This window comes from Micromonospora violae (assembly GCF_004217135.1).
Lineage (GTDB): Bacteria > Actinomycetota > Actinomycetes > Mycobacteriales > Micromonosporaceae > Micromonospora > Micromonospora violae.
Genome location: NZ_SHKK01000001.1, coordinates 1,737,780 through 1,763,823 on the forward strand (window position 1 = coordinate 1,737,780; position 26,044 = coordinate 1,763,823).

Consider the following 26,044-nt stretch of genomic DNA (forward strand, 5'->3'; position numbering starts at 1 on the left):
CCACTCCCGTGGCCTTCGCCCTGCGTAAACGCGGCCCGAGCACGTTCGAGCGGGCCGCTGACGGCTCGATGACGCTCATCGAGCACGTCCGCGAGTTGCGCAACCGTCTCTTCCGCGCGTCGCTGGCAATCATGATCGGCTTCGGCTTCGGCATCTGGCTGGCCGAGCGGGTCCGGTTGTTGTTGTCGAAGCCGTACTGTGACCTGCCGGGCTCGGTCGACCCGGCGACCGGCAAGTGCCACTTCGTTCAACTCGGCCCGGCCGACCTCTTCCTGCTGAACCTGAAGATCGGCCTGTGGGTGGGCCTGATCATCGCGGCGCCGATCTGGCTCTACCAGCTCTGGGCGTTCATCGCGCCCGGCCTGCACCGGCACGAGCGGCGCTACGCCTACGTCTTCACGGCGTTGGCGGCGCCGTTGTTCGCCGCCGGTGCGGTGCTGGCGTACTTCGTCACCGCCAAGGGCCTCGAGTTCCTGATGAACGTGTCCGGCGACGACATCTCGACCACGCTGGAAGTCACGCGGTACATCTCCTTCGTCACCAACCTGATCCTGTTGTTCGGGGTGGCGTTCGAGTTCCCGTTGATCGTGCTGATGCTCAACTTCGTGGGCATCGCGAGCGCGAAGCGGCTGCTCGGCTGGTGGCGTGTGGCGATCTTCGTGTTCTTCGCGTTCTCCGCCGTGGTCACCCCCACCCCGGACCCGTTCGGGATGACGGCCCTGGCCCTCTGCCTCTCCGCGCTCTACTTCGGTGCGGTGGGCGTCGCGTTCCTCAACGACAAGCGGCGAGGGCGGGGCAAGGAGATCTACGCCGGCGTCGACGACGACGAGGTGTCGCCGTTGGAGTTCGACACGGACCCGGTGGTGGCCGGGCAGCGGGTCGACTCGGCCGCGCCGATCGGCGTACCCGATCCGATCGCCCCACCGGCGCCGATCGAACGCCGCTACGACGACATGACCTGACGGCCCGCGCCGTCCGGTCCACCGACGCCGTCCCCGTTGTTCGGGGGCGGCGTCGATGCGTCACGTGACGCGCCGGCGGCGGAACTGATGGTGACGGTGCCTGCCCCTGGTGAACGGCGGGTGTCCGACCGGTACGGTGCTGCCCGTGACCGCAGACGATCACCTGCCCGGCCCGGTCGCCGTGCTCGCCAACCCGACCGCCGGTCGCGGGCGGCACCGCGCTCTGCTGCCCCGGCTGCTGGACGAGTTGGCCGCCGCCGGACGTCCGGTCCGGTTGCTGCCGGCGGCCAGCCCCGCCGAGGCGGAGGCGGCGTGCCGGGCCGCCGTCGCCGACGGTGCTGGCGCGTTGGTGGCGGTCGGTGGGGACGGCACCGTGCACCGGGCGTTGCAGTCGGTCGCCGGCACCGACGTGCCGTTCGGCCCCATCCCGGCCGGCACCGGCAACGACTTCGCCCTGGACACCGGCTTCCCCGGCGACCCCCTCGCGGCGGCGGCGGTGATCGCCGAGGCGGTGCGCGACGGTCGCAGCCAGCCGGTCGACCTGGCCCGGATGGTCGGGGCCGACGGCGCTGAGCGCTGGTACGGGGCGGTCCTCGCGGCCGGGTTCGACGCGATCGTCAACGAGCGGGCCAACCGGATGCGCTGGCCCCGCGGCCCCCGCCGCTACGACCTGGCGATCCTGGTCGAGCTGGCCCGGTTGCGCCCTCGCCGCTACACGCTGCGCCTCGACGGGGTGCCGCACGACCTGGACGCGGTGCTGGTGGCGGTGGGCAACTGCCCCACGTACGGCGGCGGGATGCGGATCTGCCCCGACGCGGACCCGACCGACGGGCTGCTCGACGTGGTGGTGGCGGGTCGGGTCAACCGACGGACCCTGGTCCGGGTGAAACCGCGCATCTACCAGGGCACCCATGTCAGTCACCCGTTGGTGCGCAGCTTCCGGGCCCGCACCGTGGAGGTGGCCGCCGAGGGCATCACCTCGTACGCCGACGGGGAACGCTCCCTGCGGCTGCCGGTGACGATCAGCGCGGTTCCGGGCGCGGTGCGGCTGCTGCGTTGACCCGTACCGCGCCGATGCTCGCCGCGATGACCAGCGCGATGGCGGCGCACTCCAGCAGGGTCAGTGCCTGCCGCAGCACCAGCCACCCGGCGAGCGTGGCGATGGCCGGGCCGAGGCTCATCAACACCGCGAAGGTGGCGGTGGGCATCCGCCGCAGCGCCACCAGTTCCAGGGTGTAGGGCAGACCGGAGGCGAGCACCGCGAGGCCGGTGCCGAGCGCCAGCACCGGCGGTTCGAGCAGCACCGCCCCGCCGTCGATGATGCCCAACGGCAGGGTGACCAGCGCGGCGACGGCCAGCGCCAGGGCCAGCCCGTCCGCGCCGGGAAAGTGGCCGCCGACCCGGGCGCTCAGCACGATGTACGCGGCCCACATGGCGCCCGCGCCGAACGCGAAGGCCACCCCGACGGGGTTCAGCCGGTCGAAGCCGCCCTGCCCGAGCAGCGCCACCCCGGCCAGTGCCAGCCCGGCCCAGCCCCAGCTGGCCAGCCGTCGGGCGGAGAACACCGACAGGGCGAGGGGGCCGAGCACCTCGAGCGTCACCGCCGGGCCCAGCGGGATGCGTTCGATGGCCTGGTAGAAGAGTGAGTTCATGCCGGCCAGCGCCAGCCCGAACGCGCCGGCCGCGAGCCAGGCCGAGCGGTCGTGCCCGCGCAGTCGGGGCCGGCACACGACGAGCAGCAGCACCGCGGAGATGGTCAGCCGCAGGGTCACCGCGCCGGCCACTCCGGTACGCGGGAACAGCAACGCGGCCACGGCGGCGCCGAACTGCACCGACAGTGCCCCGCCGAGCACCAGCCCGACGGCGACGACGCCACCGCCCCGGGCCGGTCGCGTCTCGTCCGACGCTGGCGTGGGCAGCAGGATCTCCGTCACGGGCACGACGGTAGGCCGTCCGCTTCGGCCACCTTGCGGCGGTATCCACCTCTCGACACGGCCGGAGGTGTTCGCCAACGCGGTGCTACCAGCGTACGGTCCATGGTATGACCAACGCGATGCGGAAACTGTCGATCTCTGTACCACCCGACGTGGCTGAGCGCCTCGAACGCGAGTCCAACGCGAGCGCATACATCACCCAGGCCGTCCGTGATCGGATGCGGCTGGACGCCCTGGACGCGGAGCTGGCCCACCAAGGCATCCCGGTCAGCGAGCAGGGGGTGGCCGAGGCACGCGCCCGCCGGGCCGCCGTGGAGGCCGACTGGTCGCCGGAGCGCCGCACCGCCCTGCGCGAGCGAGCTCGACAGCACGCCCTGGACTCTGCCGCCGGCGTGCTCGACCAACCGGCCGCGTGAGCCCCGAGGACGACCGCCCGGTCCGGCTCGTGCTGGACCGGTCGGCACTGCTGGCGTACCTGGCGGGGTCTGTGCATGTCGGGGAGCCGCTGCACGAGGTCATTCAGGACCGCAACAGGTTCGGTGTCACCGCCGTGACCGCCTCGGAGGCCCTGGCGATCGTCAGCGACCCGAAGGAGCGGGCAACCCTGCACCGGCTGCTGAACCTGGACGCGTGCGAGGTGCTGTCGACCGAGGGGCACTCCTGGCAGGAGCTGAGCTTCTGGCGCACGGTGACCGGACGTGCCGATCTGGCCAGCACAGCCCTCGCCGTCCTCGAACACGACGCCTCGATCCTCACCGCCGAGGACCGCTACGGCGACGGCGAGCTACCGGTGATTCACATCCCGGACTGACGGCAACCGAGGTCAGCCCGGCAGGGCGAGGTCGAGCACCGCCCCGAGGCCGTTCTCCCGGCCCGGCTCGGCGGCGGGGAGCACCAGCACCGAGCAGCCGGCGGCCACCGCGCCCGCGTCCGCCGGTGTGTCACCGACCATCAGCGTCTGCTCCGGGTCGACGCCGAGCATCCCGCAGGCACGCCAGAAGATCGCCGGGTCGGGTTTGCAGCGCCCCACCTCGTAGGAGAGGACGAACGCGTCGACCAGGTCGGTCAACCCCCAGGCGTCGAAGTGTGGCCGCAGGTCGAAGCCGATGTTGCTGACGACCGCCACCGGCACTCCGGCGTCGCGCAGGGCGGTCAGGGTGGGGGCGGTGTCGGCGTACGGTTGCCAGCCCTCGGCGATCAACAGCCGCTCGTAGAGCGCGTCGGCGAAGCCGTCGATGCCGGCGTCGACGGTCTCGGCCAGCCCGGTGTACGCGCCCCGGTGGGCGTGTTGGTAGAGGTCCCGGTCGGCCCACAGTTCGGCCAGCCGGGGTGGCACCCGCGCCGGTAGGGGTCCGCCGGCGCGTCCGGCGGTCAGCAGTCGGTCGGCCAGCGAGGTGGCGCGGACCCGGTCCAGGGTGACGCCGCACGCCGTCGCGGCCTCCAGCACCCACTGCTGCGGGTCCTCCACCTGGGCCAGGGTGCCGTGGAAGTCGAAGAGCACCGCTTTGACGGGGCGTCGGGAGGCCCGGCGCTCGGCGATGCCCGGCGGACTGGTCTGGGGCGGTTCGGCATGGTCCGGCACGCCGTGCACCCTACCGACCGCCTCCGACCGCGCCTCCGGACGGCCTTGTGGGGTGGCCTGTGGCGGCACGCACTAATCTTGGTGCCATGTCGAGCCCCGCCGAGCGGTACGCAGCGGCGCGCCGCAAGGCCGCACAAGCCGCACAGTTTCCGGCGCTGGACGAGTTCGCCCTTGAGCTGGGGTTCGACCTCGATGACTTCCAGCGGGAGGCGTGTCAGTCGTTGGAGCGGGGCAGCGGTGTGCTGGTCTGCGCTCCGACCGGTGCCGGTAAGACGGTGGTCGGGGAGTTCGCCGTGCACCTGGCGTTGCGCGGGCGGCCCGCCGACGCGACGCCCGCCACCGACGCGACGCCCGCCGACGCCCCGCTGCCCGCTGCCGACGTGACGGCCCCGCCGGCCCGGCGCAAGTGCTTCTACACCACGCCGATCAAGGCCCTGTCCAACCAGAAGTACCACGACCTGGTCGCCCGGTACGGCGCCGAGCAGGTCGGCCTGCTGACCGGCGACAACGCGATCAACGGCGACGCGCCGGTGGTGGTGATGACCACCGAGGTGCTGCGCAACATGCTCTACGCGGGTTCCAGCACCCTGCAGGGCCTCGCGTACGTGGTGATGGACGAGGTGCACTACCTCGCCGACCGGTTCCGCGGCGGGGTGTGGGAAGAGGTGATCATTCACCTGCCGGCCTCGGTCACCCTGGTGTCGTTGTCGGCGACCGTCTCCAACGCCGAGGAGTTCGCCGACTGGCTGGTCACCGTGCGGGGCGAGACCGCCGTGGTGGTCAGTGAGCACCGGCCGGTGCCGTTGTGGCAGCACATGCTTGTCGGCAAGCGGATGTTCGACCTGTTCCACGACGCCGACGCCGCCCGCAAGCACGACGTGCACCCGGAGTTGCTGCGCTACACCCGGGAGACCGTGCGGCGGCTGGAGTTGGGCGAGGGTCGCAGCGCGGGCCCCGGCGCCGGCCGGCGTGGCCCGCGCTGGCGTGGTCCGTTGCGTCCGGACATCGTCGACCGCCTGGACCGGGAGGGTCTGCTCCCGGCCATCCTGTTCATCTTCAGCCGGGCCGGGTGCGCGGCCGCGGTGCAGCAGTGTCTCGCCGCCGGGCTGCGGCTCACCTCACCGGAGGAGCGCACCGAGATCCGCCGGGTGGTGGAGTCCCGGGTCACCGCCATTCCCGGCGAGGACCTGTCGGTCCTCGGCTACTGGGAGTGGTTGGACGGCCTGGAGCGCGGTCTGGCCGCCCACCACGCCGGCATGCTGCCGGTGTTCAAGGAGGTCGTCGAGGAGCTGTTCGTCCGCGGCCTGGTCAAGGCGGTCTTCGCCACCGAGACCCTGGCGTTGGGCATCAACATGCCGGCCCGCTGCGTGGTCCTGGAACGGCTGGTCAAGTACAACGGCGAGGCACACGTCGACCTGACCCCGGGGGAGTACACGCAGCTCACCGGGCGCGCCGGCCGCCGTGGCATCGACGTGGAGGGGCACGCCGTGGTGGTGTGGTCCCCGGAGACCGACCCGCGGCACGTGGCCGGCCTCGCGTCCACCCGCACCTATCCGCTGCGCTCCAGCTTCCGGCCGTCGTACAACATGGCCGTGAACCTGGTCGGCACGGTCGGCGCGGGGCCGGCCCGGGCCCTGCTGGAGTCCTCGTTCGCGCAATTCCAGGCGGACCGGTCGGTGGTCGGTCTGGCCCGGCAGGTGCAGCGCAACACCGAGACGATCGAGGCGTACGGCGCGGAGGCCGCCTGCCACCACGGCGACTTCGACGAGTACTTCGCGCTGCGGGTGGCGATCGCCGACCGGGAGAAGGCGATCGCCCGGCAGGGGCAGACCCAGCGTAAGGCTGCCGCGGTGGCGTCGCTGGAGCGGCTGCGGGTCGGCGACGTGATCCGGGTGCCGTCGGGCCGGCGGGCCGGGCTGGCCGTGGTACTGGACCCGGCGACCGGTGGCTTCGGTGAGCCTCGACCGTTGGTGCTCACCCAGGACCGCTGGGCCGGGCGGGTCAGCCCCGGCGACTTCACCACTCCGGCGGAGGTGCTGGCCCGGATCCGGGTGCCCAAGCACTTCAACCACCGGTCCCCGGCCGCCCGGCGGGATCTCGCCGCCGAGGTGAGCGGCACCGGCCTGGACCGGCACGGCGGTCGCCGCGGGGGCCGGTCCCGGCAGGTGACCGGCGAGGACCACCGGATCACCCAGCTGCGCACCGAGCTGCGCCACCACCCCTGCCACGCCTGCCCGGAGCGGGAGGAGCACGCCCGTTGGGCGGAGCGGCGTCGGCGGTTGGAGCGCGACACCGACGAGTTGCGCCAGCGCGTCAGTGGTCGTACGGGGTCCCTCGCCCGGACGTTCGACCGGATCGTGGCGTTGCTGACCGAGCGGGGTTACCTCGCTCGCGACGGCGCGGTCACCGACGCCGGTCGGATGCTGGGCCGGATCTGGACCGAGGCGGACCTGCTGGTCGCCGAGTGCCTGCGTCGGGGGGTGTGGAACGGGCTGTCCCCAGCCGAGTTGGCCGCCGCGGTGTCCGTGGTGGTGTTCGAGGCGCGCCGTGATGTCGACGAGCGGGCGTCGCTGCCGCGCGGGCCGGTGGCCGACGCGGTGGACGAGACGCTGAAGCTGTGGGGCGAGATCGAGGCCGACGAAGCGGCTCGTGGGTTGACCGCGACCCGCGAGCCGGATCTGGGTTTCGCCTGGCCCGTCTACCGGTGGGCCCGGGGCGAGGCGCTGGCCAAGGTGCTCGGCAGCGGTCACGAGATCGATGGTGAGATGCCGGCCGGTGACTTCGTCCGCTGGGCTCGACAGGTCGTCGACCTGCTTGGTCAGATTGCCGACTCCGGTGGCGCCACAACGGAGCTGCGGTCGACCGCGCGACAGGCTATAGCGGCCGTCAATCGAGGCGTTCTCGCGTACCACACGTCAGCCTGACCATTACGCTCAGTCGTTCTCTCCGTCGAAATCGACGCAGCGGGCGGTCACCGCGACGGTGGTCGCTCGGCAAACCCCGGGGGCGCTGTTGCGCCTGATCACGGCACCCCTGATCATTGCCGGGACGTCTTGTTGACGCGTCGGTAACGACTGGGGGGAAGCCGCCGTGGCGGAGATCAATCACTTTGAATACGGGTGGATCACGCCCACGCTGAGTTACGCGCTGTCCGTGCTCGGTTCGATCCTCGGTCTGGTCTGCGCCGGGCGCATTCGCACCGCCCGGACACACGGTCAACGGGCGTGGTGGGGTCTGCTGTCGGCGTGGGCGCTGGGCGGCACCGCCATCTGGGCCATGCACTTCATGGCCATGCTGGGCTTCGCCGTCGAGAACACCCGGATCCGCTACGACGTGCCGCTGACCGTGGCCAGCACGGTCATCGCCGTGGTGGCGGTCGGTGTCGGCCTGGCCATCGTGGGCACCGGCCGGCTGAATCCGGTACGACTGATCGCCGGCGGCATCTTCACCGGTGTCGGCGTGGCGTCCATGCACTACACCGGAATGGCCGCCATGCGCCTCAACGGCAGTCTCGGCTACGACACCGTCCGGGTGGTGCTCTCGGTGGTCATCGCCGTGGTGGCGGCCACCGTCGCGCTGTGGCTCGCGATGACCGTCCGGCGGACGTTGGCGATCTTCGTCTCCGCGCTGGTCATGGGGGTCGCCGTCAACGGGATGCACTTCACCGGCATGAGCGCCCTGTCGGTGCACCGGCACGAGCAGGCGACTGAGGTCAGCGGCGCTTCGGTGAGCACCCTGCTGGTGCCGATCGTGCTGGCGGTGATCTTCGGGGTGGTCGGTCTGCTCTACGCCCTGCTCGCCGCCCCGACCGACGACGACCGGGCGGCCAGCGCGTACCTGGACGGACGGCGACTGTCGGAACCCGCGGCCCCGACGCCCACCGCCGCTCCCGACCCGGTCGGGTTGCGGGCCCGCTCCACCCTCGGCCAGCCGGGCACCCCGTTCCCGTCCCGCCGGGACTCGTCGCCGCGCTGAGGCGGTCCGGCCGGCCCAACCTCCGTCGGCGGGACGGCGGATCAGGCCGGCCGTCGACCGGGCCGGCTGCGGTCGATGATGAGGGTGGCCAGCAGCCCGGGGTGGTCGGTCGCCCCGTGCATGGGCACCAGGGCGCGACAGCACAGCGTGATGTCCGGGGTCGCCGTGATGTGTTGCAGCCGGTCGTCGCCGATGCGCTGGTGGCCCGGCGGGGTGCAGGACCGTACGTCGGGGTCGTGACCGGCGCGCAGGTTGAGGTCGCCGCCCAGCACGGTGGGTCGGGACCCGGCGGTACGGCTGATCGTCGGCAGGATGGTGTCGAGCAGGTGGTCGCACTGGGTGAGCGCGACGCGGTAGCCGGTGGCGGACAGGTGCGTGGTGCAGGCGAGCAGGGTGCCGTCGATGTCGACGCAGAGCCAGGCGCGTTCCTCGGGGTCCGCGAGATCCTGGATCGGGTGGGTGCCGGCGTACACCGTGTGCGGGGTCGTCGGCGTCGGCACGTGGGTCAGCAGCCCGATGCCGAACCGTTGGCCGTTGCGGCAGCGGGTGTCGTCGCCGCTCGGCCGGTCGCCGGCGGCCTGGAACGCGGCCACGACCCTCCGGCCGGGGTGGATGCCCTGGAACGCGCCGTGCAGGGCGGGCAGGTCGTCCGCGCAGATCTCGTTGAAGGTGACCAGATCGGGTGCCTCGACGGTGATCACCTCGACGGCCCTGGCCATCGCGCGGCCGGTGTAGCAGCCGGCGCGGCCACTGTTGCAGAGGTTCATCTGGAGCATCCGCAGGATCGTGGGTTGCGGGGCGTCCCGGGCGGCGATGGGGGTGGCCGGCGGTGCGGCCGGCAGCACGGCGGCGGCGAGGAGGCAGCTCACGGCAAGGCTTCGGCGCAGGAACCGGGACGGACGGGCGACCACACGGACTCCGGGGTGCACGAGGCGACAGTCATCGCCGAGTGCGAGTGATCCTACCGGCGGCCGGTCGGCGATCGAGGTCCAGAGGAGTGCCCGGGCGAGGGGGCACCCGCGCGGCGGGTACCCCCTCGGATGTTCAGTGGGCGCGGACCGCGACGGCGGTGTACGGCGTGGTGGGGGTCGGCGGTGTGGTGAACCGCGCGTTGGGCAGGTAGAGGCGGCCCAACGCCGTGGCGACGGTGGTGGGTACGTCGAAGTTCGGGTCGGTGATGGTGCTGGTGAGCGTTCCGGCGGTGCCGGCGTGGTTCAGCCGGACCACCGCGATCTGGTTGAGGCGGTTCTGCACGACGTGGAGGGTGCGGCCGAGCAGGAGCAGCCCGTCGCCGTTGGTGAAGGTGTGCCCCGGCACGTCCACGACTGTGCTCGCGCCGGTTGTCGGATCGACCCGGTACAGCGTGCCGGTGGTGGACTGGACGACCAACAGCGCCCGACCGTCCGGTGTGGTGGCGATGCCGTTGAGGTTCACGCCGGTGCCGACCTGCTCGTACGCGCCGGTCAGCGTGATCGTGGTGAAAGCGTCGGCGGGCGGCAGCGCCCCACCGCGACCGAGCGGCAGCCGGTAGAGCACCGGCCGGTTCGAGTCGGTGAAGTACGCGGCGTCGCGGGTCAGCACGACGTCGTTGACGAACGTCGGGGCGGTGGCGAACTGGTAGCGGGCCAGCACCTCGCCGGTGCGGGTGTCGAGGATCCGAGCGTCGCCGGCCGTGCCGCCGGAGACGAAGAGCCGGCCACGTGGGTCGACCTTGAGACCGAGTGAGGGGGTGCCGGTGGCCGCGCCGATCGTCGTGCCCCGGCCGGTGACCAGGTCGACGCGCTGGATGGCACCGGTGGCCCGGGAACCGAAGTAGGCGTACCGGCCGGCGGTGGCGATGCCCTCGGGCTGGAATCCGTCGGGGAGGGCGAGGACGGCCGGTGGACGCCCCGCGGGGTGCGCCTGTGCCGGCGCGACGGCGACGGTGGTCAGCATGGCGGCGGTCAACGCGCAGCCGAGCGTGATGCGCAAGGGGCGGTTCACTGTGCTCCTTCCGGGCGGAAAGCGGCACGAGCCGACACGTCCGCCACGTTCACTGGGGCCAGGACCCTGCCCACTGTACGACCGCTGCCGGGGGAGCGCCCGGCGTCACCGGCGCGGCCTTCGGGTGACCGCGCCGGTGAGCCCGTGGTGCGGGGCGGATGTCAGGCGTTGCGGACCAGCCTCCACCGGTTGTCCGCGCTGCCGTTGTCCGAGTCCTGGACGGCCTGCGCTCCCCAGGCGGTCGAGCCGTTCAGGATTCCGAGCAGTTTGTTGCTGTTGCCGTTGCGGATCTTGTAGGTGCCGTCGCCGTTGTCGACCAGGATCCACCGGTGGTCGGCGGTGCCGTTGTCGGCCCACTGCAGGACCCGGGCGTTGTCCGCGGTGGACATGTTCTCGACGCCCAGGACCTTGCCGCTGTGGACGTTGCGGAAGCGGACCGCGTTTCCGTCGGTCACCATCACCCAGTTGTGGTCGGCGGTGCCGGTGTCACCCCACTGCAGGGCGAGGCCCCCGTCGGCGGTGGACATGTTCTGGATCCCGAGGACCAGGCCGGTGCCGACGTTGACCAGGCGGTAGCTGCCGCCGGTGTTGCCGCCTCCGCTGGTGTTCCAGTAGACCGTGTAGTTGTAGCCGTGGGCGTCGTAGAAGGGTGCGAGGTTCACCGTGGACCCGTTGGCGCTGGCGGTGAACGCGAGCGAACTGGTGCTGGTTCGCGTGATCGAGGAGACGGTGAGTGACGGCAGGGCGCTCAACGCGGTGTTGCCGTAGTTGCCGGCCAGCACCGTCGGGCCGTACGTGGCGGCGGCGACCGAGGGGTTGTCGTTGGCGGCCCGCATGGCAACCTGCATCGGCAGCCGCACCGTGATGGTGTCCCCGGCGGCCCAGGTGCGGGTGACCGTGGCGTAGCTGCCAGGTGTGGTGGCGACGTTCTGCACCGTGCCGTTGACGGCGATCGTCGCGCCGTTGGTCCAGGACGGGATGCGCACCCGGATGCTCCACGAGCCGCTCATCGACCCGGACAGGGTCAGGGTGCTGGTGTCGCTGACCGGGTAGCTGGTGCTCTGGGTGACCGTGATGCCGCGCTGTGTCCAGTTCAGCACCGACGGCGTGAACAGGTTCACGCTCAGTGTCGTGCCGTTGTAGAAGTAGATGGAGTCCATCAACCTCGTGTTGATCTCCAGGCCGGTGCCCTGGCAGCACCAGAACGAGTTGTAGTCGGTGCTCCACGTGCCGCCGCCCCACGCTGGGCCCACACCACGACGTCCGCCCGGCCGCAGCGGGGTGAAGTAGGTGATGTGGCCGTGGCTGTCGGCCGGGTTCTGCCCGCCGATCAGGTGGTTGATCAGGGCGCGCTCGTAGAAGTCGAAGTAGTCGGTCCGGTTCGGGTCGAGCAGCCACAGCTCGCGGGTCAACTTGAGCATGTTGTACGTGTTGCACTGCTCGCAGGTGTCGTTGCTGAGGTACCCGGCGATCGCGTTCGGTGCCCGGAAGTGCTCCGCCTGGCTGTTGCCGCCGATGGCGTAGGAGTGCGCCCCGACGGTGATGTTCCACGCGTTGCTGGCGATGTCCCGGTAGCGCGTGGTCCCGGTTGCCTTGTACTCCCGGGCCGCGCCGATCCACTTGGGCACCTGGGTGTTGGCGTGCAGCCCGTTGAGTTGGTCCTGGTTGGCGGCGAGCGGGTTGAACACGGCGGCGTGGTCGAACCGTTGGGCTGTGGTGAGCCACCGCGAGTCGCCGGTCTGCTGGTAGATGTCGGTGAGCACGTCGTTCATGCCACCGAACTCGGTGCCCAGCATCGACTGCATCTGGCTGGAGCTCAGGCGGCTGGTCCGGTTGTCGACCCAGCCGGCGAGGGATAGCAACACCGTACGGGCCTGGGTGTTGCCGGTGTAGCGCCAGACGTCGAGCAGCCCGGCGAGGGTCTTGTGGATGCAGTAGTAGGGCACGTTGCCGTTGGACAGCGTCCGTGCCTCGAGCGCGTTGAAGTCGGACTCCGGGAAACCGGAGAGGTAACCCGCGCCGAAGCCGGCGGCTCCGTTGTTGGCCTGGCACTTGGCCAACTCGGCCACCATGTAGTTGGCCTTGTCCCGGCAGGTGGTGTCGCCCAGCACCGCGTACGCGTACGCCCAGGCGGTCAGGAAGTGCCCCTGCATGTGGGTTCGGAACGGGAAGTTCGGCGCGTCCCAGCCGCCGTTGGTGGCGGCACCGTTGGTGGACAGCCGGTGGTTGGCGCGGAAGTTGTAGAGCATCCGGTCGACGTCGACGAACCGCAGGTAGTTGAGTGTCCGGGTCTGGTTGTCCATCCAACGCCCGGCGTTGAGGCGTACCTGACCGGGGTCGAACGGGTAGGCCGAGACGCCGATGTCGGACCGGGCTGGCGGCACGATGGCGGCGGACGCGCTCCCGGGGGAGACGGCGGCGCCGGTCGCGGAGAGCACCACGGTGGCTCCGGCGGCCTGGAGCAGGTGGCGGCGGCTGAGGGGCGGGGGTGGCATGGGGAACCTCCAGGGGGCCGGGTACGTCGGGGGCCGCCGTCGATGCGGCGGGTGGTCGGCGGCGAACGGCCGACGACGGGTGCGGTGTGGATGGTGGGACGGTCGCCGTGGACGCCGGGTGCCCAACCCTGGCGCTTATCGCGACACATCGATGTGATCGCTAACATAGTTGGTCGTTAACACGCTCGCAACCCCCAGGGGTGCCGGTCTGACCCCATTCCGCCGCGCTTCTCCACCGGGGTGGCGGATCCGGGGCGACAGACGTCCGAGAAGGACACTCGCCGGGCCTGCGATCCGCAAAATGTCACTGTGTGTGACGGATGGCGGTGGGTGACGAGGTCCTGCGGGCCCGTTGACGCCCGACCTGCCGCTCAGTACGGTGCATCGTAAATCTTGGATGTCAGCGTCGATACATCAATGCTGCGATGTGGTTACGACGGTCATCCCGCACCTCATAAAAATCCAGGTCAATTGAGGGAGGGGGGAACTCGGGAAGATCTGTTAACGCTAACACGACCATCGGTCGTGCTGCTCGGCGTGCGAACGGCACACCCCGTTCGAGCGGCGACCAGGACAGCGGTGGCTCGCCCCGTCAGACATCGCGCACGGCGCACTCTCAGTGGGAGCAATCGTGACAGTGAAAGATCGAACCACACCCCGGGCCACCGGCCGGGCCAGGCGCGCCATCGCCTGGCTGGCGAGCGTGGCCTGCGTCCTCGCCCTGGTCCCGGGCACGGCCAAGGCCGACAACCCCATCGTCCAGCACATCTACACCGCCGATCCGGCACCGTTGGTGCACAACGGGCGGGTGTACCTCTACACCGGGCACGACGAGGACGGTTCCACCTATTTCACCATGCGTGACTGGCGGGTGTTCTCGTCCGCCGACATGGTGAACTGGACCGATCACGGTTCACCGATGAGCCTGGCGACGTTCTCGTGGGCGGACGCCAACGCGTGGGCCGGGCAGGTCATCGCGCGAAACGGGAAGTTCTACTGGTACGTGCCGGTGCGCCAGCGCTCCAACGGACAGATGGTCATCGGCGTCGGTGTGGCGGACAGCCCGACCGGGCCGTTCCGCGACGCGCTCGGTCGACCACTGGTCGGCAACAACGAGATCGATCCGTCCGTCTTCATCGACGACGACGGGCAGGCGTACCTGTACTGGGGTAACCCGGGTCTGTGGTACGTGAAGCTGAACCAGGACATGATTTCGTACTCCGGCAGCGCGACGCGCATCCCGCTCACGACGGCGGGGTTCGGTACCCGAAACGGCAACGCGAGTCGGCCGACCCTCTATGAGGAGGGGCCGTGGGTGTTCAAGCGCAACGGGTTGTACTACAACGTCTTCGCGGCGGAGTGCTGCTCGGAGTTCATCGCGTACTCCACGGCGACGGGCCCGACGGGGCCGTGGACGTACCGGGGAACGATCATGCCGCGGCAGGGCGCCAGCTTCACCAATCACGCTGGCGTCATCGACTTCCAGGGTGGCTCGTACTTCTTCTACCACAACGGGGCGTTGCCCGGTGGTAGTGGTTACACCCGTTCGGTCGCGGTGGAGAAGTTCAGCTACAACAGCAACGGCACGATTCCGACGATGAACATGACCACCACGGGTGCGCCGCAGGTGGGCACGCTGAATCCGTACGTGCGGCAGGAGGCCGAGACCATCGCGTGGGGCTCGGGCATCGAGACCGAGGCGTCCAGCGAGGGCGGCATGAACGTCGGTTGGATCGAGAACGGCGACTACATCAAGGTCAAGGGCGTCGCGTTCGGCGCGGGCGCCACCTCGTTCAGCGCCCGGGTCGCGTCGGCCACCAGCGGCGGCCGGATCGAGGTACGCCTCGACAGCGCCAGCGGTCCGACCGTGGGCACCTGCACGGTGGGTGGCACCGGCGGTTGGCAGACCTGGACCACCACCACCTGCGCGGTGAGCGGTGCGACCGGCACGCACGACCTCTACCTGCGCTTCGCCGGCGGTAGCGGCAACCTGTTCAACGTCAACTGGTGGCAGTTCAGCGGCACCGGTGGCAGCGGCAACCTGCTCACCAACGGCGACGTGGAGAACGGCACGACGGGCTGGGGTGTGCACGGCAGCGGAACGCTCGCCCGCACCACCACCGTCGCGCACGGCGGCAGCGGATCGCTGTCGATCACCGGCCGGACCAGCGCGTGGAACGGCCCCAGCCAGGACGTCACCGCGAAGCTCACCAACGGCAGGAGCTACACCACCAACGTCTGGGTACGCGCACAGAGCGGCACCCCGTCGGCGAAGGCGACGCTGTCGCTGACCGCGAACGGCACGACGAACTACCTCCAGCTGACCCCTGCGGTGGGGGTGAACGTCAACGGCTGGACCCTGCTCACCGGCACGACATCCGTGTCGTGGAGCGGCACGCTGTCCGGTGCCGCCTTCTACGTGGAGACGGCGGAGGGCACCGACAGCCTCCTCGTCGACGACGTCTCGTTCCAGTGACGGGTGCTGTCGGGGCCGTCCGCGTACGGCCCCGACAGCCCGGTGGTGCGCGCGCACCGGCGCGACCGGACCGACCCGGGTTCGACACCGACTGGTGACGACTTGACGAACGGCATGTTATCGCTCACAGTCGATGGTTGAGGGCGGCCGCACCTGTGGTTCACCGGGCGAACCTGCTGTGGCCCCTCAGAGCGCGACGTCCGCCCAGGGCATGCCGGACGTCGGCTCAGGACTCCCCGCACCGCTACCGCGACGGCGACCGCCGCTGACGTGCCGATCCCGCGCGGGCAGCCACGGTGCGCTGCGCCGTTATCGCCGCACCACCACAGAGAAGGAATCCGCATGAATCACAAGAGAACCCTGCGAGCGGCGGTGACCATAGCGGTCACCGGCGCTCTCGCCGCCGGCATGACGATGGCGCTGACCACTTCGGCCAGCGCCGGCACGACCCTGGGTGCCTCGGCGGCCGAGAAGGGCCGCTACTTCGGTGCGGCGGTCGCCACGGGCAAGTTGTCCACCAGCGTCTACACGACGATTTTGAATCGTGAGTTCAACAGCGTGGTGGCTGAGAATGAGATGAAGTGGGATGCCACCGAGCCGCAGCAGGGTCGGTTCAGCTACACCGGTGGTGATCGTCTGGTCAGTCACGCGCAGGCCAACGGCATGAGCGTGCGAGGTCACGCGTTGCTGTGGCACCAGCAGCAGCCGGGTTGGGCGCAGGGCATGTCGGGCAGCGCCTTGCGCAACGCGGCGATCAACCACGTGACGCAGGTGGCGACGCATTTCCGGGGCAAGATTCACTCGTGGGATGTGGTGAACGAGGCGTTCGCCGATGGTGGTTCTGGTGGGCGGCGGGACTCGAACCTGCAGCGCACCGGTAATGACTGGATCGAGGCGGCGTTCCGGGCGGCGCGGGCGGCGGATCCGGGTGCGAAGTTGTGTTACAACGACTACAACACCGACGGGATCAACGCGAAGTCGACGGGGATCTACAACATGGTGCGGGACTTCAGGTCCCGTGGTGTGCCGATCGACTGTGTGGGGTTCCAGTCGCACCTGGGCACCTCGCTGGCCGGTGACTACCAGGCGAACCTGCAGCGGTTCGCTGATCTCGGTGTGGATGTGCAGATCACCGAGCTGGACGTGATGACCGGCGGCAACCAGGCCAACATCTTCGGCGCCGTCACCCGCGCCTGCATGAACGTCTCGCGCTGCACCGGCATCACGGTGTGGGGGGTGCGGGACTGTGACTCGTGGCGTGGCTCCGACAACGCGCTGCTGTTCGACTGCAACGGCAACAAGAAGGCCGCGTACACCAACGTCCTGAACGCCCTCAACGCCGGCCCGGGTATCCCGACCACCCCGCCGACGACGACGCCCCCGCCCACCGACCCGCCGCCCACCACGCCGCCGCCGACCACGGGTGGTTGCTCGGCGTCGGTGTCCCTGAACTCGTGGACCGGCGGGTTCGTGGCCAATGTGAAGGTGACCGCCGGTTCCGCCGGCACGAGCGGGTGGACCGTCACCCTCACCCTCGCCAGCGGCGCCGCTGTGACCAACACCTGGAGTGCGACGGCCAGCGGGTCCACCGGCACCGTGCGGTTCGCCAACGTGGACTACAACGGCCGGCTCGGCGGCGGTCAGGTCGCCGAGTTCGGTTTCCAGGGCACCGGTAACGGGGCTGGCATGACGCCCACCTGCACCGCCTCCTGACAACGACCGACTGAGCGCACACGTCGGCCGGTGTGCGGGACCGATCCCGGTCCCGCACACCGGCCGACGCCGTGTCGTGACGAGCGGATCGATCAGGAGTATGGAAGCCGCAGCACCGACTGGTTGCCGATGCCCACCGTGCTCGGGTTGTTGCCGATCGCCGACCAGACCTCCACCCGGACGGTGCCGTTGCTCATCGCGCCCAACGTGCCGGTGGCCGAGGCCAGGCCGGCGTTCTGGGTGTAGTGCTCGTAGCCGGGGATCGGGTCGGTGGCGAAGTAGCGCAGCGTCTCCACCCGCTCCCAACTGCCGTTGCCGGTGAGGTCGTAGGAGATCCGCACCTGTATGCCGTTGCCGACCGCCGTCCCGGCGTCCACGAACAGGTCGAACGTGGTCTGTCCACCGGAGTAGGCGAAGGTGAGGCCGGTCGCCGTGAAGACCTGGGCGTTGGTGGGCGTACCGTCGTGGTTGCCGTTCGCTGCCACGACCGTCGTCGTGGCAGCGCTACCGGCGGCGCCCAACCCACCCCCGGGCAGCAGGTAACGGGTCGGCCCGCCGGTGGACGGCGGCGGGGTGGTCGTCGGCGGGGGATCGGTCGGCGGCGGCGTCGTCGTTGGTGGGACGCCGCCGGCCGCGTTGCCACCGCTCCAGGTGTACGCCCCGGTGGTGGCCGTCTTCCCGGCCCCCACGGCGAGGGTGGTGCCGTTGGAGAACGTCACAGTGATCGGTGATGCCGTCGGGTTCGACGCCACGTAGGTGCGGGCCCCGTTGCGGGAGAAGACCGCGGAGAGCGGATGGCTCCCGGTCACCGTGGTGTCGACAGTGCCGAGGGCGGCGAGGTTGCGGACCCAGTGGAACGTGTGCGCGCGACTCTCGCCCTCCTCCGGGGTGTAGCCGGGGTTCGCGCGCAGGTTCGCCAGCGCCGAGTCAGCGTCCCCGAGGGCCTGGAACTGCCAGAGGATGTCCTGCCACACGGTCGGTTGCCCGCCGTTGTTGCGGACGAGTTCGGCGTAGTTGGTCCGCACGTACGCCGGGTTGTTGCCCAGGTAGAGGTGGCCGCCGGTGACCGGGAGCAGGTTGATGCCCTGGATCATCTCCGGCTCGGCGCTGAACCAGGTGGCGTACGCGCCGCCGTCGCCCCAGACCATGCCGACCGTCGAGTGCCCGAAGGCGCTGGGGAAGTTCTGGTCGCTGACGTCGAACCAGTATTCCTGGATGGCCGCGGCCTGCGTGGTGTAGAGGAAGACGCCCGCGTCGCGGACGGCGGTGTTGCCGGTCGTCTGCCCCCACTGGATCAGGGCGCTCGCGAAGTTCATCCCCTCCGAGGAGGACTCCTGGTTGTTGCCCGAGCCGAAGGAGCCGTGCCCGGACGCCCAGTCGTGGCCGGCGTAGATGTCGAAGTCACGCAGGTACGGGAAGCGGGTGTCGTCGCGACGGTAGTTGTTGGCGTCCCGGATCAGCAGGTCGACCATGCCGCCGTAGCGGCTGGCGCTGGCCCAGGTCGGGTCGAACTTCGCCAGGGTCGCGGCGGCGGCGATGTAGTAGCCGTAGTGGAAGTGGTGGTCGTTGAGTTCCTGGTCGGACCCGTACGACGCCGGGTAGCCGATCAGAGTGCCCCAGTTGTTGTCGTAGTAGAAGACCCTGCTGGTCTTGCCGCTGGACGCGGTGAACCAGTCGGTGAGCGTGCTGCGGATCGCGTTCAGCGCGCTGTCGCGCGTTGTGATGTCGTTGACCTGGTCGGCGATCTCGGCGATCCGCGCCGCCCGACCGAGCCCCTTGCCGGTCCAGTAGGTGTCGTTGCCGCGTTGGTCCATGGGGTTGCCGCGGACGGCGGCCAGCTGGCTGGTGAGCGTCGCCAGGTCGCTTCCGCTGCCGTCGCCCACGGCCGGCAGCTCCGGCAGGATGCCCTGGAACTTCATGGCGGTGCGGAACTGGTTGACGCCGGTGAGCACCTTCATCCGGCCGCGCGCCGACGGGTAGGTCGGTGTGATCGCGGTGGAGCCGCTCAGCGACTTCCACTGGTGCGGGTAGAGGCTGACCACGGTCTGCGTGGCGGTGCCCTCCCGGGCCGTCGTGGTGAACGCGTACGTGGTGGTCAGGGCGCTGGTGGCGGGGTTGTAGGCGTACGACACCTGGGTGCCGGTGACGTGGGCGTGGGCGTACTGGCCGTAGGTCGCGGCCAGGCTGGCCCGCTCGTTCGCGCTCGACGTCGGCGGTAGGAGGGCGACGGAGAAGTAGCCCCGACCGGCCAGGCTGGACGAGATCCGGCCGGAGGCCACGGTCCAGGTGGCGCCGCTGGGCGCGTACCCGACGTAGTCGTGGCCGTTGACCCGGAAGCCGATGGTCGCGCCGCTGTTGGACCAGACGTCCGGGGTGCCGGCGGTGCTGATCTGCGCGTTCCCGCCGCTGGTCTGGAAGTACGCGAACGGCAGACCGTGGCCGATGGTCGCGCGCATGGTGCGCGTGCCGTCGCTCCAGTGCGGGCTGACCGTCCAGTCCGTCCAGCCGTCGACCTTCACCAGGGGCGCGCCGAGCCCGGCCACACCGACCCGGATGTCCTGCACGTACGGGTAGTGGAACTCGCCGACACCGGTGGCGGTGCCGCTGATGGCGGGCGTGGAGTTGGCGGAGAAGCCGAGCCCGTCGCCGAAGGTGTCGTACGAGATCGGGTGGGCGTGCAGTGGCTCGCTGAAGGAGCAGTCCGTGCGCTTCCACAGCAGTGAGGACCACCAGTCGTTGGTGGGTATCGGCCCGGCGGGCGCGTTGGCGGTGGCGAACTGCCGGGGGTTGCTGGACATCGCGCCGCAGCCGCTGGGGAGCGGGCCGACCGGGGTGGTGGTGTAGCTGCCGGCGCCGACGGGTGCGGCTTCGGCCGCGCGGGTGACCGGGATGGCGAGGCCGCCGACGACCAGGGCCAGCGCGCTGGCGGCGGCCAGGGCCCATCGGCGGTGGGGGACGGGAGGTTTCATCGTGCCTCCATCGCGCGCCGGGTGCGGCCCTTTGCCGGTCCGGCGCGATGCGTCTGGAATGTGGGGGAAGGTCAGGCGAGAGAGCGCTCTCTCGGCCACGGTAGTGGAGCACCGAGATCCCCGTCAATGTGTCCAGCCGGTTGCGTGCTGATGTCGCTATTTGCCCGCGGCTGCGGGGTCGCCCCGCAACGCGTCCGGCACGCGCATCTGCCACGCGTCGGTCACCAGCTCGGTCAACCGGTCGAGGTCGACCATCGGCAGGCGCAGCAGCACCAGAGGCAGGCCGTCGTAGCCGGGCGCGGTGAAGAAAATGTCGGGCTCCCCGAGCAGGAGGGCCTGCTTCTCGGCCTCGTCGCCCACGAACAGCACCGCGATGTCGCGCCGGATCACCCGCGGCCTGCCCGGGATCCGCTCCGGGTAGGACCAGACGAAGCCCTTGTCGGCCACCCGGAAATCGAAACCGTCACTGGCGATCTCCACCGTGTGCGGCAGGGCCAGCGCCACCCGGCGTACGTCGTCCGCGTCAACCACCGAACCCCCTCGCGCCGCCCACCGTCCGCATGCGCCGAGATTACGCGGTGGACAGCTCGATGGCGGTGGCGCCGACGATCGCCCGATCGCCGTTCTCCTGGACAAAACCGATCACGCTGGCGCGCTGCGGATCGAAACCCGGGGGTGTCGTCAGCTCCACCTGCCCCCGCTCGGCGTCCAGAGCCACCGACCGAAAGGCGCGCACGACGTTGTCCTGCCGCAGCGTCCGCCCGGCGTTCTCGCCCCGGGCGATCTCGCTGTCCAGGCCCCGCTCCACGACCGCGGCGTGCAGGACGGCCCGCTGCGGCGGCCGTTCGGTCCGGTAGTCCAGCAGCACCCGACCGTCGCCGAGGGTGCCCACGGAGAGCGTCAGTGGTGTGGTGGCGGTCGAGGCCATGGCGGACATGATCGCGCTGGCCGCCCGTCGACGATCGGAGCCGACGAACTCGACGGTCCCGTTGACGACCATCTGCGGGGTGTACAGACGTCCGGAACCGAACGCGCGGGCGTACGCCCCCTGCCGTGCGGTGTACGCCGGCGCTGCAAACTGGTCCGGCCACCCGAGGTCGTCCCAGTAGTCGACGTGGAAGCCGAGGGCGAAGACGTTCTGGCCCCGGTCCCGCGCGTCGCGTTCGAGCTCGCTGAGCAACTCCTCCGCCGGAGGGCAACTGTTGCAGCCCTGGGAGGTGAACATTTCGACGACGGCGAAGCCGCCGTCGGTGGACGCGCTGGTCATGGTGGCATGTCTCCTCAGCTGCTGCGCCTGGCCGAGCCGGGCGGCCACCGAAGGTGCCCGGCGGCGTTGCGTTTCCCGTTTCGGCGCGGACAATGCGCGTGGCGCCGGGGCCGCCGCCGGCCTCGCGGTGAGCCCCGCCGGGTCGGGTGGTTGGATGATCGTGTGCAGTTCACCGTGACAGACGCGCCGGCGCGGGAGCGTTTCGAGGCGCGCGACGAGGCCAGCGCGGTCGCCGGGTTCGTCACCTACCAGCTGACCGGCTCGATCATCGCCTACACCCACACCGAGGTGGATCCGGCGTACGAGGGCAGGGGTGTCGGGTCGACGCTGGCGCGGGCCGTGATGGACGACGCCCGGAGCAAGGGCCGGATCGTCGTGCCGATCTGCCCGTTCCTCGCCGACTGGCTGGTCAAACACCCGGAGTACGAGGGCATCGTGGTCCGCTCCACCCGTAAGATCAAATAAGCGAAGCGGCCGTGCGTACCGTGCGTGCTGTCCACGCTGAGATCTGAACCCCGCCCTCCGCAGCCCTGTCAGGAGACCCCACGATGACCGCCGCCGCGTTCCGCGCCCTGCACCACGACCGTGCCATCGGCGATCCGCTCGTGCTGCCGGGGCCCTGGGACGCGGCCAGCGCCCAGGTGCTGGCCGACGCCGGTTACCCGGCGCTCGCGATCCCGAGCGCGGGCGTCGCCGCCTCGCTCGGCTACGAGGACGGCGCGACCCCGCCGGACGAGATGTTCGCGGCGATCGCGCGCATCGTCCGCGCCGTGTCCGTTCCGGTGTCCGCCGACGTCGAGGGCGGTTACGGCCTCGCCCCGGCCGAGTTGGTCGGGCGGCTGCTGGAGGCCGGCGCCGTCGGCTGCAACCTGGAGGACTCCCAGGGGCACGCCACCCTCACGGACCCGCAGCGGCATGCGGACTGGCTGGCCGAGGTACGCGCGGAGGCGGGTGACGCGCTCTTCATCAACGCCCGCGTCGACACGTTCCTGGCCGGCACGGGCGACCTGGCCGACGCGGTGGATCGCGCCCGCCGCTACGTGGCGGCCGGCGCCGACTGTATCTACCCGATCCTGGCCCCGCCGCAGGTGCTTCCGCAGCTGCGGGCCGGCATCTCCGGGCCGATCAACATGGTCGCCGGACCGGACCGGGAGTCCGTGGCCGAGCTGGGCCGGCAGGGCGCCACCCGCATCACCTTCGGCCCGGACATGCAGCGGTACGCGATGAGCGCGATCGGCGACCTCGCGGCCGCGCTGCGCGCCTGAGGCGCGACGTCACCCCCGCGCTGCGCGCCTGACGCGTGTGATCGACTCGGGTTTCTGAAAGTCGGGGTGTCCGAGCCGGGTGGTTGGCGCGGTTTCCTGAATGCCGAGTCGATCACCGGGTCGGTGGGCGTCGGCGGGGTTCCGGCAGCTACGACCGAGCCCCCGGCGCCCGCCGCGATGGACGGTTGCCGGGGGCTCGAATGCGGGTGGTCAGACCTGGTTGCCGTTGGGCAGTACCGCGGCCATCTCGTCACCGGCACCGGCGAGCACGCGTGCCTGCTGCGGCCAGCTGGCCAGCCCCGGTGCGGCGCGCAGGCCGGCGGCCCGGATCAGGTCGCGCAGGGCCGGCTCGTCCAACTCGCCGAGCTGGCCGTACGTGCGTACGCCGGCGTCCTGCAACGCGGCCGCCATCTTCGGCCCGATTCCCTGAATCCGGCGGAAGTCGTCGGCCGGGCCGGTCGGATCGGCGTCGACGCTGATCGCCGCGTCGGCGGCCGAACCGACCGCAGGGGTCGCGGCGGTGGTCGGCCGGACCGGCGGCGTGGCCGCCGCCGACCGCTCGCTCCCCGTGTCGTCGGCCGCAGCCTCGGCGTCCGATGGGCCGGCCGTTGCCAGCGGCTCCGCCGGCGTCGGGTCGACCGCCGTGGCCGTGCTCTCCGCGTCGCCGGCCGCGCCGACGGAGACCGGCGCTTCTGCGGCCGCCGAGGTGTCGATCGGAGTGGCGTTGACGGGCGCGGCGTCGATCGGCGCGGCGTCGAGCGGGGCCGCGTCGAGCGGGGCCGCGTCGGTGGGCGGCAGGTCGTCCGCGGGCTGCCGGGGCGCGACCACGGCCGCCGGGGCGGGCTGCTCGTCCACCGTGACCGGCTCCGGGGTCGACTCCACGGCCGGCTCCGGCCGCAGCTCAGCAGCGTCGGACGGCGCGGTGACCGGTACCGGCGGCGGGTCCTCGGTCAGGGCCATGTCCGCCGGGTCGGCGGCGCTCGGGGCGTCCGCCGGCACGGCCACCGGGGTGGGGTCGTCGGGTTCGGTCACCGCGGCGGGCGCGCTGACCGTGTCGACCGGCACCGGCTCGTCGGCGACCGCGGTGGGTGCCGGGTCGACAGCGGCCGCGGGCTGGGCCTCGTCGGTGGTGGCGGCCGGCGTGGGCGTGGCAATCACGGCCAGGCCGGCGACGGGGTCACCATCCACAATCGAATTGCCCTGTACGTCCCGCCGGCCGCGCAGCAGCCACCCGGCGGCCAGGCCGAGCACCAGTGCCAGTACCACTATCAGCGAGTGTCCGAAAGACCACGCCACGGCGAACCTCCCTCTCAGCTCGTTGGAAAAGTCGCGAGAAAAACTCGCCGCAGCTTCGCACACGCGTATTGCCGACGACAGGCAGGATCGGTCGACAGCGGTGTGGGTGGGCCAGCCACCTCAGCCGGTGCCGAGCGGGTGACACAGCGTTGCCCGATCAGGGCAGACCTGACCCGCGAGACCGGCCCGCCCCGAGAGATTGGCCCGGCAGGGCAGCGCGTCGGACACGACGAGACCCGGGCCCGGCGCGTAAACGCCGAGCCCGGGTCGGAGCGGGGTTCAGTCCCGGTCGCCCTCGTAGGTGTGGAAGTCGTCGACGAACCGGCGACGCAGCGGTGGCACCCGGCTGGTCACTCCGAAGTAGCCGCGCGCGCCGAGCAGCGCGAGTCGACCCACCACCGGCCGGTACATCCGGTCGTCGCCGTTGGTGCCGCTGCGGTTCAGTGATTCGGCGACCCGAGCGAAGCCGTACGGGGCCATCACGGCCTCGTAGTCGGCGACCGCCTGGAGCAGGGTCTTGTCCCCGGCGGTGGCGAGGCTGAGCTGTTCGCAGAGTAGGCGGGCGTCGCGTAGCGCGGTGTTCGCGCCCACCCCGCGACCCGGGGTCATGGTGTGGATGGCGTCGCCGAGCATCGTGACGGTGCTGCTCTTCCAGGGCGGCACCGGCTCGGACGTGGACACCTTGATCGGTAGGGCGCTGGCCGGGTCCGCGCGGGTCAGCAGTTCCCGAAGGTGCGGATGCCAGTTCGAGGTGAGGCCCAGGGCGACGTTGAGCAGGTCATCGCCGCGGCGTTCCATCACGTCGGCCGGGAACCGGCGGGCCGCACTCCAGATGATCAGGTTGATGTTGTCGCTGGTGGTGTCGTGGGCCAGGCCGGGCCAGTCTCGCAGCAGGGCGGCGTCGGCCTCGGCCACGCCGGGCTTGATCGCCCGTTCGGCGTCCCACTTGAACTCCATGACGTGCAGCACGCCCATCATCCCGCCGACGCCGAAGATCAGCGAGATGCCCTGCTGGACCCGCTCCGGGATGAGACCGCGGGTGTGCGGGGTCAGCGGGATCCGGGTGGCGATGTTGATCGTCCCGGCGTCGCGGGTGACAGCGTGCGGCAGGTACTGGCGGCGTACGGCGGAGTGGGTGCCGTCGGCCGCCACCAGCAGGTTGCCGGTGGCGCTGGTGCCGTCGGCGAAGTGCGCGGTGACCGTGCCGTCGTCGCGCTGCTCGTACCGGGTGAAGGTCTTGTCGAAGTGCACCACGTCCTCCAGGCCGGTCAGCAGCACCTGGCGCAGCACCATCCGGGCCACCGAGTGTTCGGTGCGCACCGGGTCGTCGTTCGGCCGGAGCGCGAACGACGCGGTCTGGCGGAGCCCCTGGGTGACGACGTTGAAGTAGTGCGGCGGCCGGGCACAGGTGGCCAGGAAGGTGGCGAACAACTCCGGGGGCAGACACTCCCGCAGCGCCCGGCTACCGGTGGGGCCGATGCCGACCCGGTAGCCGAGCAGCCCGTCGGCGCGGTCGCGGTGCCGTTCGTAGACGGCGACGCTGATCCCCGCGCGGCGCAGGCCGTGCGCCAGGCACAGCCCACCCGTGCCCGCGCCGATGATCAGGACGTGCGGTGGCGCGGCGGACATGTCAACCGGCCGAGTGCGCGGCGGGCGCGTCGGTACTGGCTGGGTGCGCCACCGGCGCGTCGGTGCTGGCAGGTCGGGCCACGGGCGCGGTGGTGCTGGCTGGGCGGGTCACGGGCGCGGTGGCGGCGTCCCACCGGTAGAAGCACCCGGCGATCGCGTCGCGGGGGGAGCGCCAGGTCGGCAGGTACGGCGACGTGTGCGCGGAGAGCCGCTCGTTGACCTGCTGGAAGAGCGGGTGGTTGCGGGCCGCCGCGAGTGCGTCCGGATCGATGTCGTCCGAGGTCTCCAGCAGGTGTACGCACAGGTCGTGCAGGCAGTACAGGGATCGGTGCGTGACGCCGGTCAGGCTGGGGAGTTCGGTGGCGTCGGACTCGGCGAAGATCTGCGCGACCCGCCCCTCCGCTCCCGGGATGATCCGGCTGACGATCAGTAGACGACTCATGGGACCCCTTCCGCCGGTGGCGTGCCCGACCCTCGGGGATCGGTGCCACGTGCTCT

Annotated in this window: 20 protein-coding genes and 1 pseudogene; 10 read left to right on the top strand and 11 right to left on the bottom strand. The window is 71.1% G+C overall.

Annotation, left to right across the window (positions count from 1 at the left end):
* Nucleotides 1-8 precede the first annotated feature (8 nt).
* Nucleotides 9-962, top strand: coding sequence for a twin-arginine translocase subunit TatC (gene tatC / locus EV382_RS07795; protein ID WP_130400911.1), 954 nt, complete (start codon nt 9-11; stop codon nt 960-962).
* 136 nt (nt 963-1,098) lie between these two features.
* Complete coding sequence (locus EV382_RS07800) at nt 1,099-2,022, top strand: diacylglycerol kinase (protein WP_130408569.1); 924 nt, start codon at nt 1,099-1,101, stop codon at nt 2,020-2,022.
* Here EV382_RS07800 and EV382_RS07805 read toward each other — a convergent pair.
* Nucleotides 1,985-2,902 (bottom strand): EamA family transporter, encoded by a 918-nt coding sequence (locus EV382_RS07805; protein WP_130400912.1) that lies wholly within the window; start codon nt 2,900-2,902, stop codon nt 1,985-1,987. The two genes, EV382_RS07800 and EV382_RS07805, sit on opposite strands and share 38 nt — an antisense overlap.
* A gap of 101 nt (nt 2,903-3,003) precedes the next feature.
* Between EV382_RS07805 and EV382_RS07810 the strand changes: the two genes are divergently transcribed.
* Both EV382_RS07810 and EV382_RS07815 read left to right on the top strand, forming a co-directional pair.
* Nucleotides 3,004-3,312, top strand: coding sequence for a hypothetical protein (locus EV382_RS07810; protein WP_130400913.1), 309 nt, complete (start codon nt 3,004-3,006; stop codon nt 3,310-3,312).
* Nucleotides 3,309-3,707: a PIN domain-containing protein gene (locus EV382_RS07815; RefSeq protein ID WP_130400914.1), complete on the top strand. Its 399-nt coding sequence runs from the start codon at nt 3,309-3,311 to the stop codon at nt 3,705-3,707. Before EV382_RS07810 ends, EV382_RS07815 begins: the two co-directional genes overlap by 4 nt.
* A 12-nt stretch (nt 3,708-3,719) precedes the next feature.
* Here the strand turns inward: EV382_RS07815 and EV382_RS07820 are convergent, their stop codons facing one another.
* The gene (locus EV382_RS07820) at nt 3,720-4,478 is read right to left on the bottom strand and encodes an HAD family hydrolase (protein ID WP_130400915.1); all 759 of its coding nucleotides are present in this window, start codon (nt 4,476-4,478) and stop codon (nt 3,720-3,722) included.
* A gap of 86 nt (nt 4,479-4,564) precedes the next feature.
* Here EV382_RS07820 and EV382_RS07825 point away from each other — a divergent pair, with 86 nt between their 5' ends.
* Together EV382_RS07825 and EV382_RS07830 are read left to right on the top strand one after the other, a co-directional pair.
* Entirely contained in the window at nt 4,565-7,402 is a 2,838-nt protein-coding gene (locus EV382_RS07825) for a DEAD/DEAH box helicase (RefSeq protein WP_130400916.1), read from the top strand.
* A 166-nt stretch (nt 7,403-7,568) separates the two neighbouring features.
* Entirely contained in the window at nt 7,569-8,453 is an 885-nt protein-coding gene (locus tag EV382_RS07830; protein ID WP_130400917.1) for an MHYT domain-containing protein, read from the top strand.
* Nucleotides 8,454-8,494: 41 nt separating this feature from the next.
* On the opposite strand, the gene EV382_RS07835 is transcribed toward EV382_RS07830, so the two are convergent.
* The 3 genes from EV382_RS07835 to EV382_RS07845 form a co-directional block, all read right to left on the bottom strand.
* The gene (locus EV382_RS07835; protein ID WP_244236588.1) at nt 8,495-9,364 is read right to left on the bottom strand and encodes an endonuclease/exonuclease/phosphatase family protein; all 870 of its coding nucleotides are present in this window, start codon (nt 9,362-9,364) and stop codon (nt 8,495-8,497) included.
* 133 nt (nt 9,365-9,497) lie between these two features.
* Nucleotides 9,498-10,436 carry an NHL repeat-containing protein gene (locus EV382_RS07840; protein WP_130400918.1) on the bottom strand — a complete coding sequence of 313 codons (939 nt, stop codon included), beginning with the start codon at nt 10,434-10,436 and terminating at the stop codon, nt 9,498-9,500.
* 161 nt (nt 10,437-10,597) lie between these two features.
* Complete coding sequence (locus EV382_RS07845) at nt 10,598-12,931, bottom strand: beta-L-arabinofuranosidase domain-containing protein (protein ID WP_130400919.1); 2,334 nt, start codon at nt 12,929-12,931, stop codon at nt 10,598-10,600.
* A gap of 631 nt (nt 12,932-13,562) precedes the next feature.
* On the opposite strand from EV382_RS07845, the gene EV382_RS07850 reads away from it, so the two are divergent.
* Complete coding sequence (locus EV382_RS07850) at nt 13,563-15,407, top strand: family 43 glycosylhydrolase (protein WP_425271874.1); 1,845 nt, start codon at nt 13,563-13,565, stop codon at nt 15,405-15,407.
* Nucleotides 15,408-15,749: 342 nt separating this feature from the next.
* Nucleotides 15,750-17,120 (top strand): glycoside hydrolase family 10 protein, encoded by a 1,371-nt coding sequence (locus EV382_RS07855; RefSeq protein WP_208758336.1) that lies wholly within the window; start codon nt 15,750-15,752, stop codon nt 17,118-17,120.
* A 92-nt stretch (nt 17,121-17,212) separates the two neighbouring features.
* Here the strand turns inward: EV382_RS07855 and EV382_RS07860 are convergent, their stop codons facing one another.
* From EV382_RS07860 to EV382_RS07870, 3 genes are all read right to left on the bottom strand, one after another.
* The gene (locus EV382_RS07860; protein ID WP_130400920.1) at nt 17,213-20,089 is read right to left on the bottom strand and encodes a glycosyl hydrolase; all 2,877 of its coding nucleotides are present in this window, start codon (nt 20,087-20,089) and stop codon (nt 17,213-17,215) included.
* A gap of 156 nt (nt 20,090-20,245) precedes the next feature.
* Nucleotides 20,246-20,620 carry an MmcQ/YjbR family DNA-binding protein gene (locus tag EV382_RS07865; RefSeq protein ID WP_130400921.1) on the bottom strand — a complete coding sequence of 125 codons (375 nt, stop codon included), beginning with the start codon at nt 20,618-20,620 and terminating at the stop codon, nt 20,246-20,248.
* A gap of 40 nt (nt 20,621-20,660) precedes the next feature.
* Nucleotides 20,661-21,356: a DUF1223 domain-containing protein gene (locus tag EV382_RS07870; protein WP_130400922.1), complete on the bottom strand. Its 696-nt coding sequence runs from the start codon at nt 21,354-21,356 to the stop codon at nt 20,661-20,663.
* A 162-nt stretch (nt 21,357-21,518) separates the two neighbouring features.
* Here EV382_RS07870 and EV382_RS07875 point away from each other — a divergent pair, with 162 nt between their 5' ends.
* Nucleotides 21,519-21,821 (top strand): GNAT family N-acetyltransferase, encoded by a 303-nt coding sequence (locus EV382_RS07875; RefSeq protein ID WP_208758337.1) that lies wholly within the window; start codon nt 21,519-21,521, stop codon nt 21,819-21,821.
* Between the two features lie 83 nt (nt 21,822-21,904).
* Nucleotides 21,905-22,621 carry an isocitrate lyase/PEP mutase family protein gene (locus EV382_RS07880; protein WP_130400924.1) on the top strand — a complete coding sequence of 239 codons (717 nt, stop codon included), beginning with the start codon at nt 21,905-21,907 and terminating at the stop codon, nt 22,619-22,621.
* A 210-nt stretch (nt 22,622-22,831) separates the two neighbouring features.
* On the opposite strand, the gene EV382_RS33950 is transcribed toward EV382_RS07880, so the two are convergent.
* The 3 genes and pseudogenes from EV382_RS33950 to EV382_RS07895 form a co-directional block, all read right to left on the bottom strand.
* On the bottom strand, nt 22,832-23,887 hold the full coding sequence (locus EV382_RS33950) for a hypothetical protein (RefSeq protein ID WP_244236589.1): 1,056 nt from the start codon (nt 23,885-23,887) through the stop codon (nt 22,832-22,834).
* Nucleotides 23,888-24,196: 309 nt separating this feature from the next.
* Nucleotides 24,197-25,546 (bottom strand): FAD-dependent oxidoreductase, encoded by a 1,350-nt coding sequence (locus EV382_RS07890; RefSeq protein WP_130400926.1) that lies wholly within the window; start codon nt 25,544-25,546, stop codon nt 24,197-24,199.
* 115 nt (nt 25,547-25,661) lie between these two features.
* Nucleotides 25,662-25,988 (bottom strand): annotated as a pseudogene (locus EV382_RS07895) (TcmI family type II polyketide cyclase); the annotation flags it as partial.
* Nucleotides 25,989-26,044: the final 56 nt, after the last annotated feature.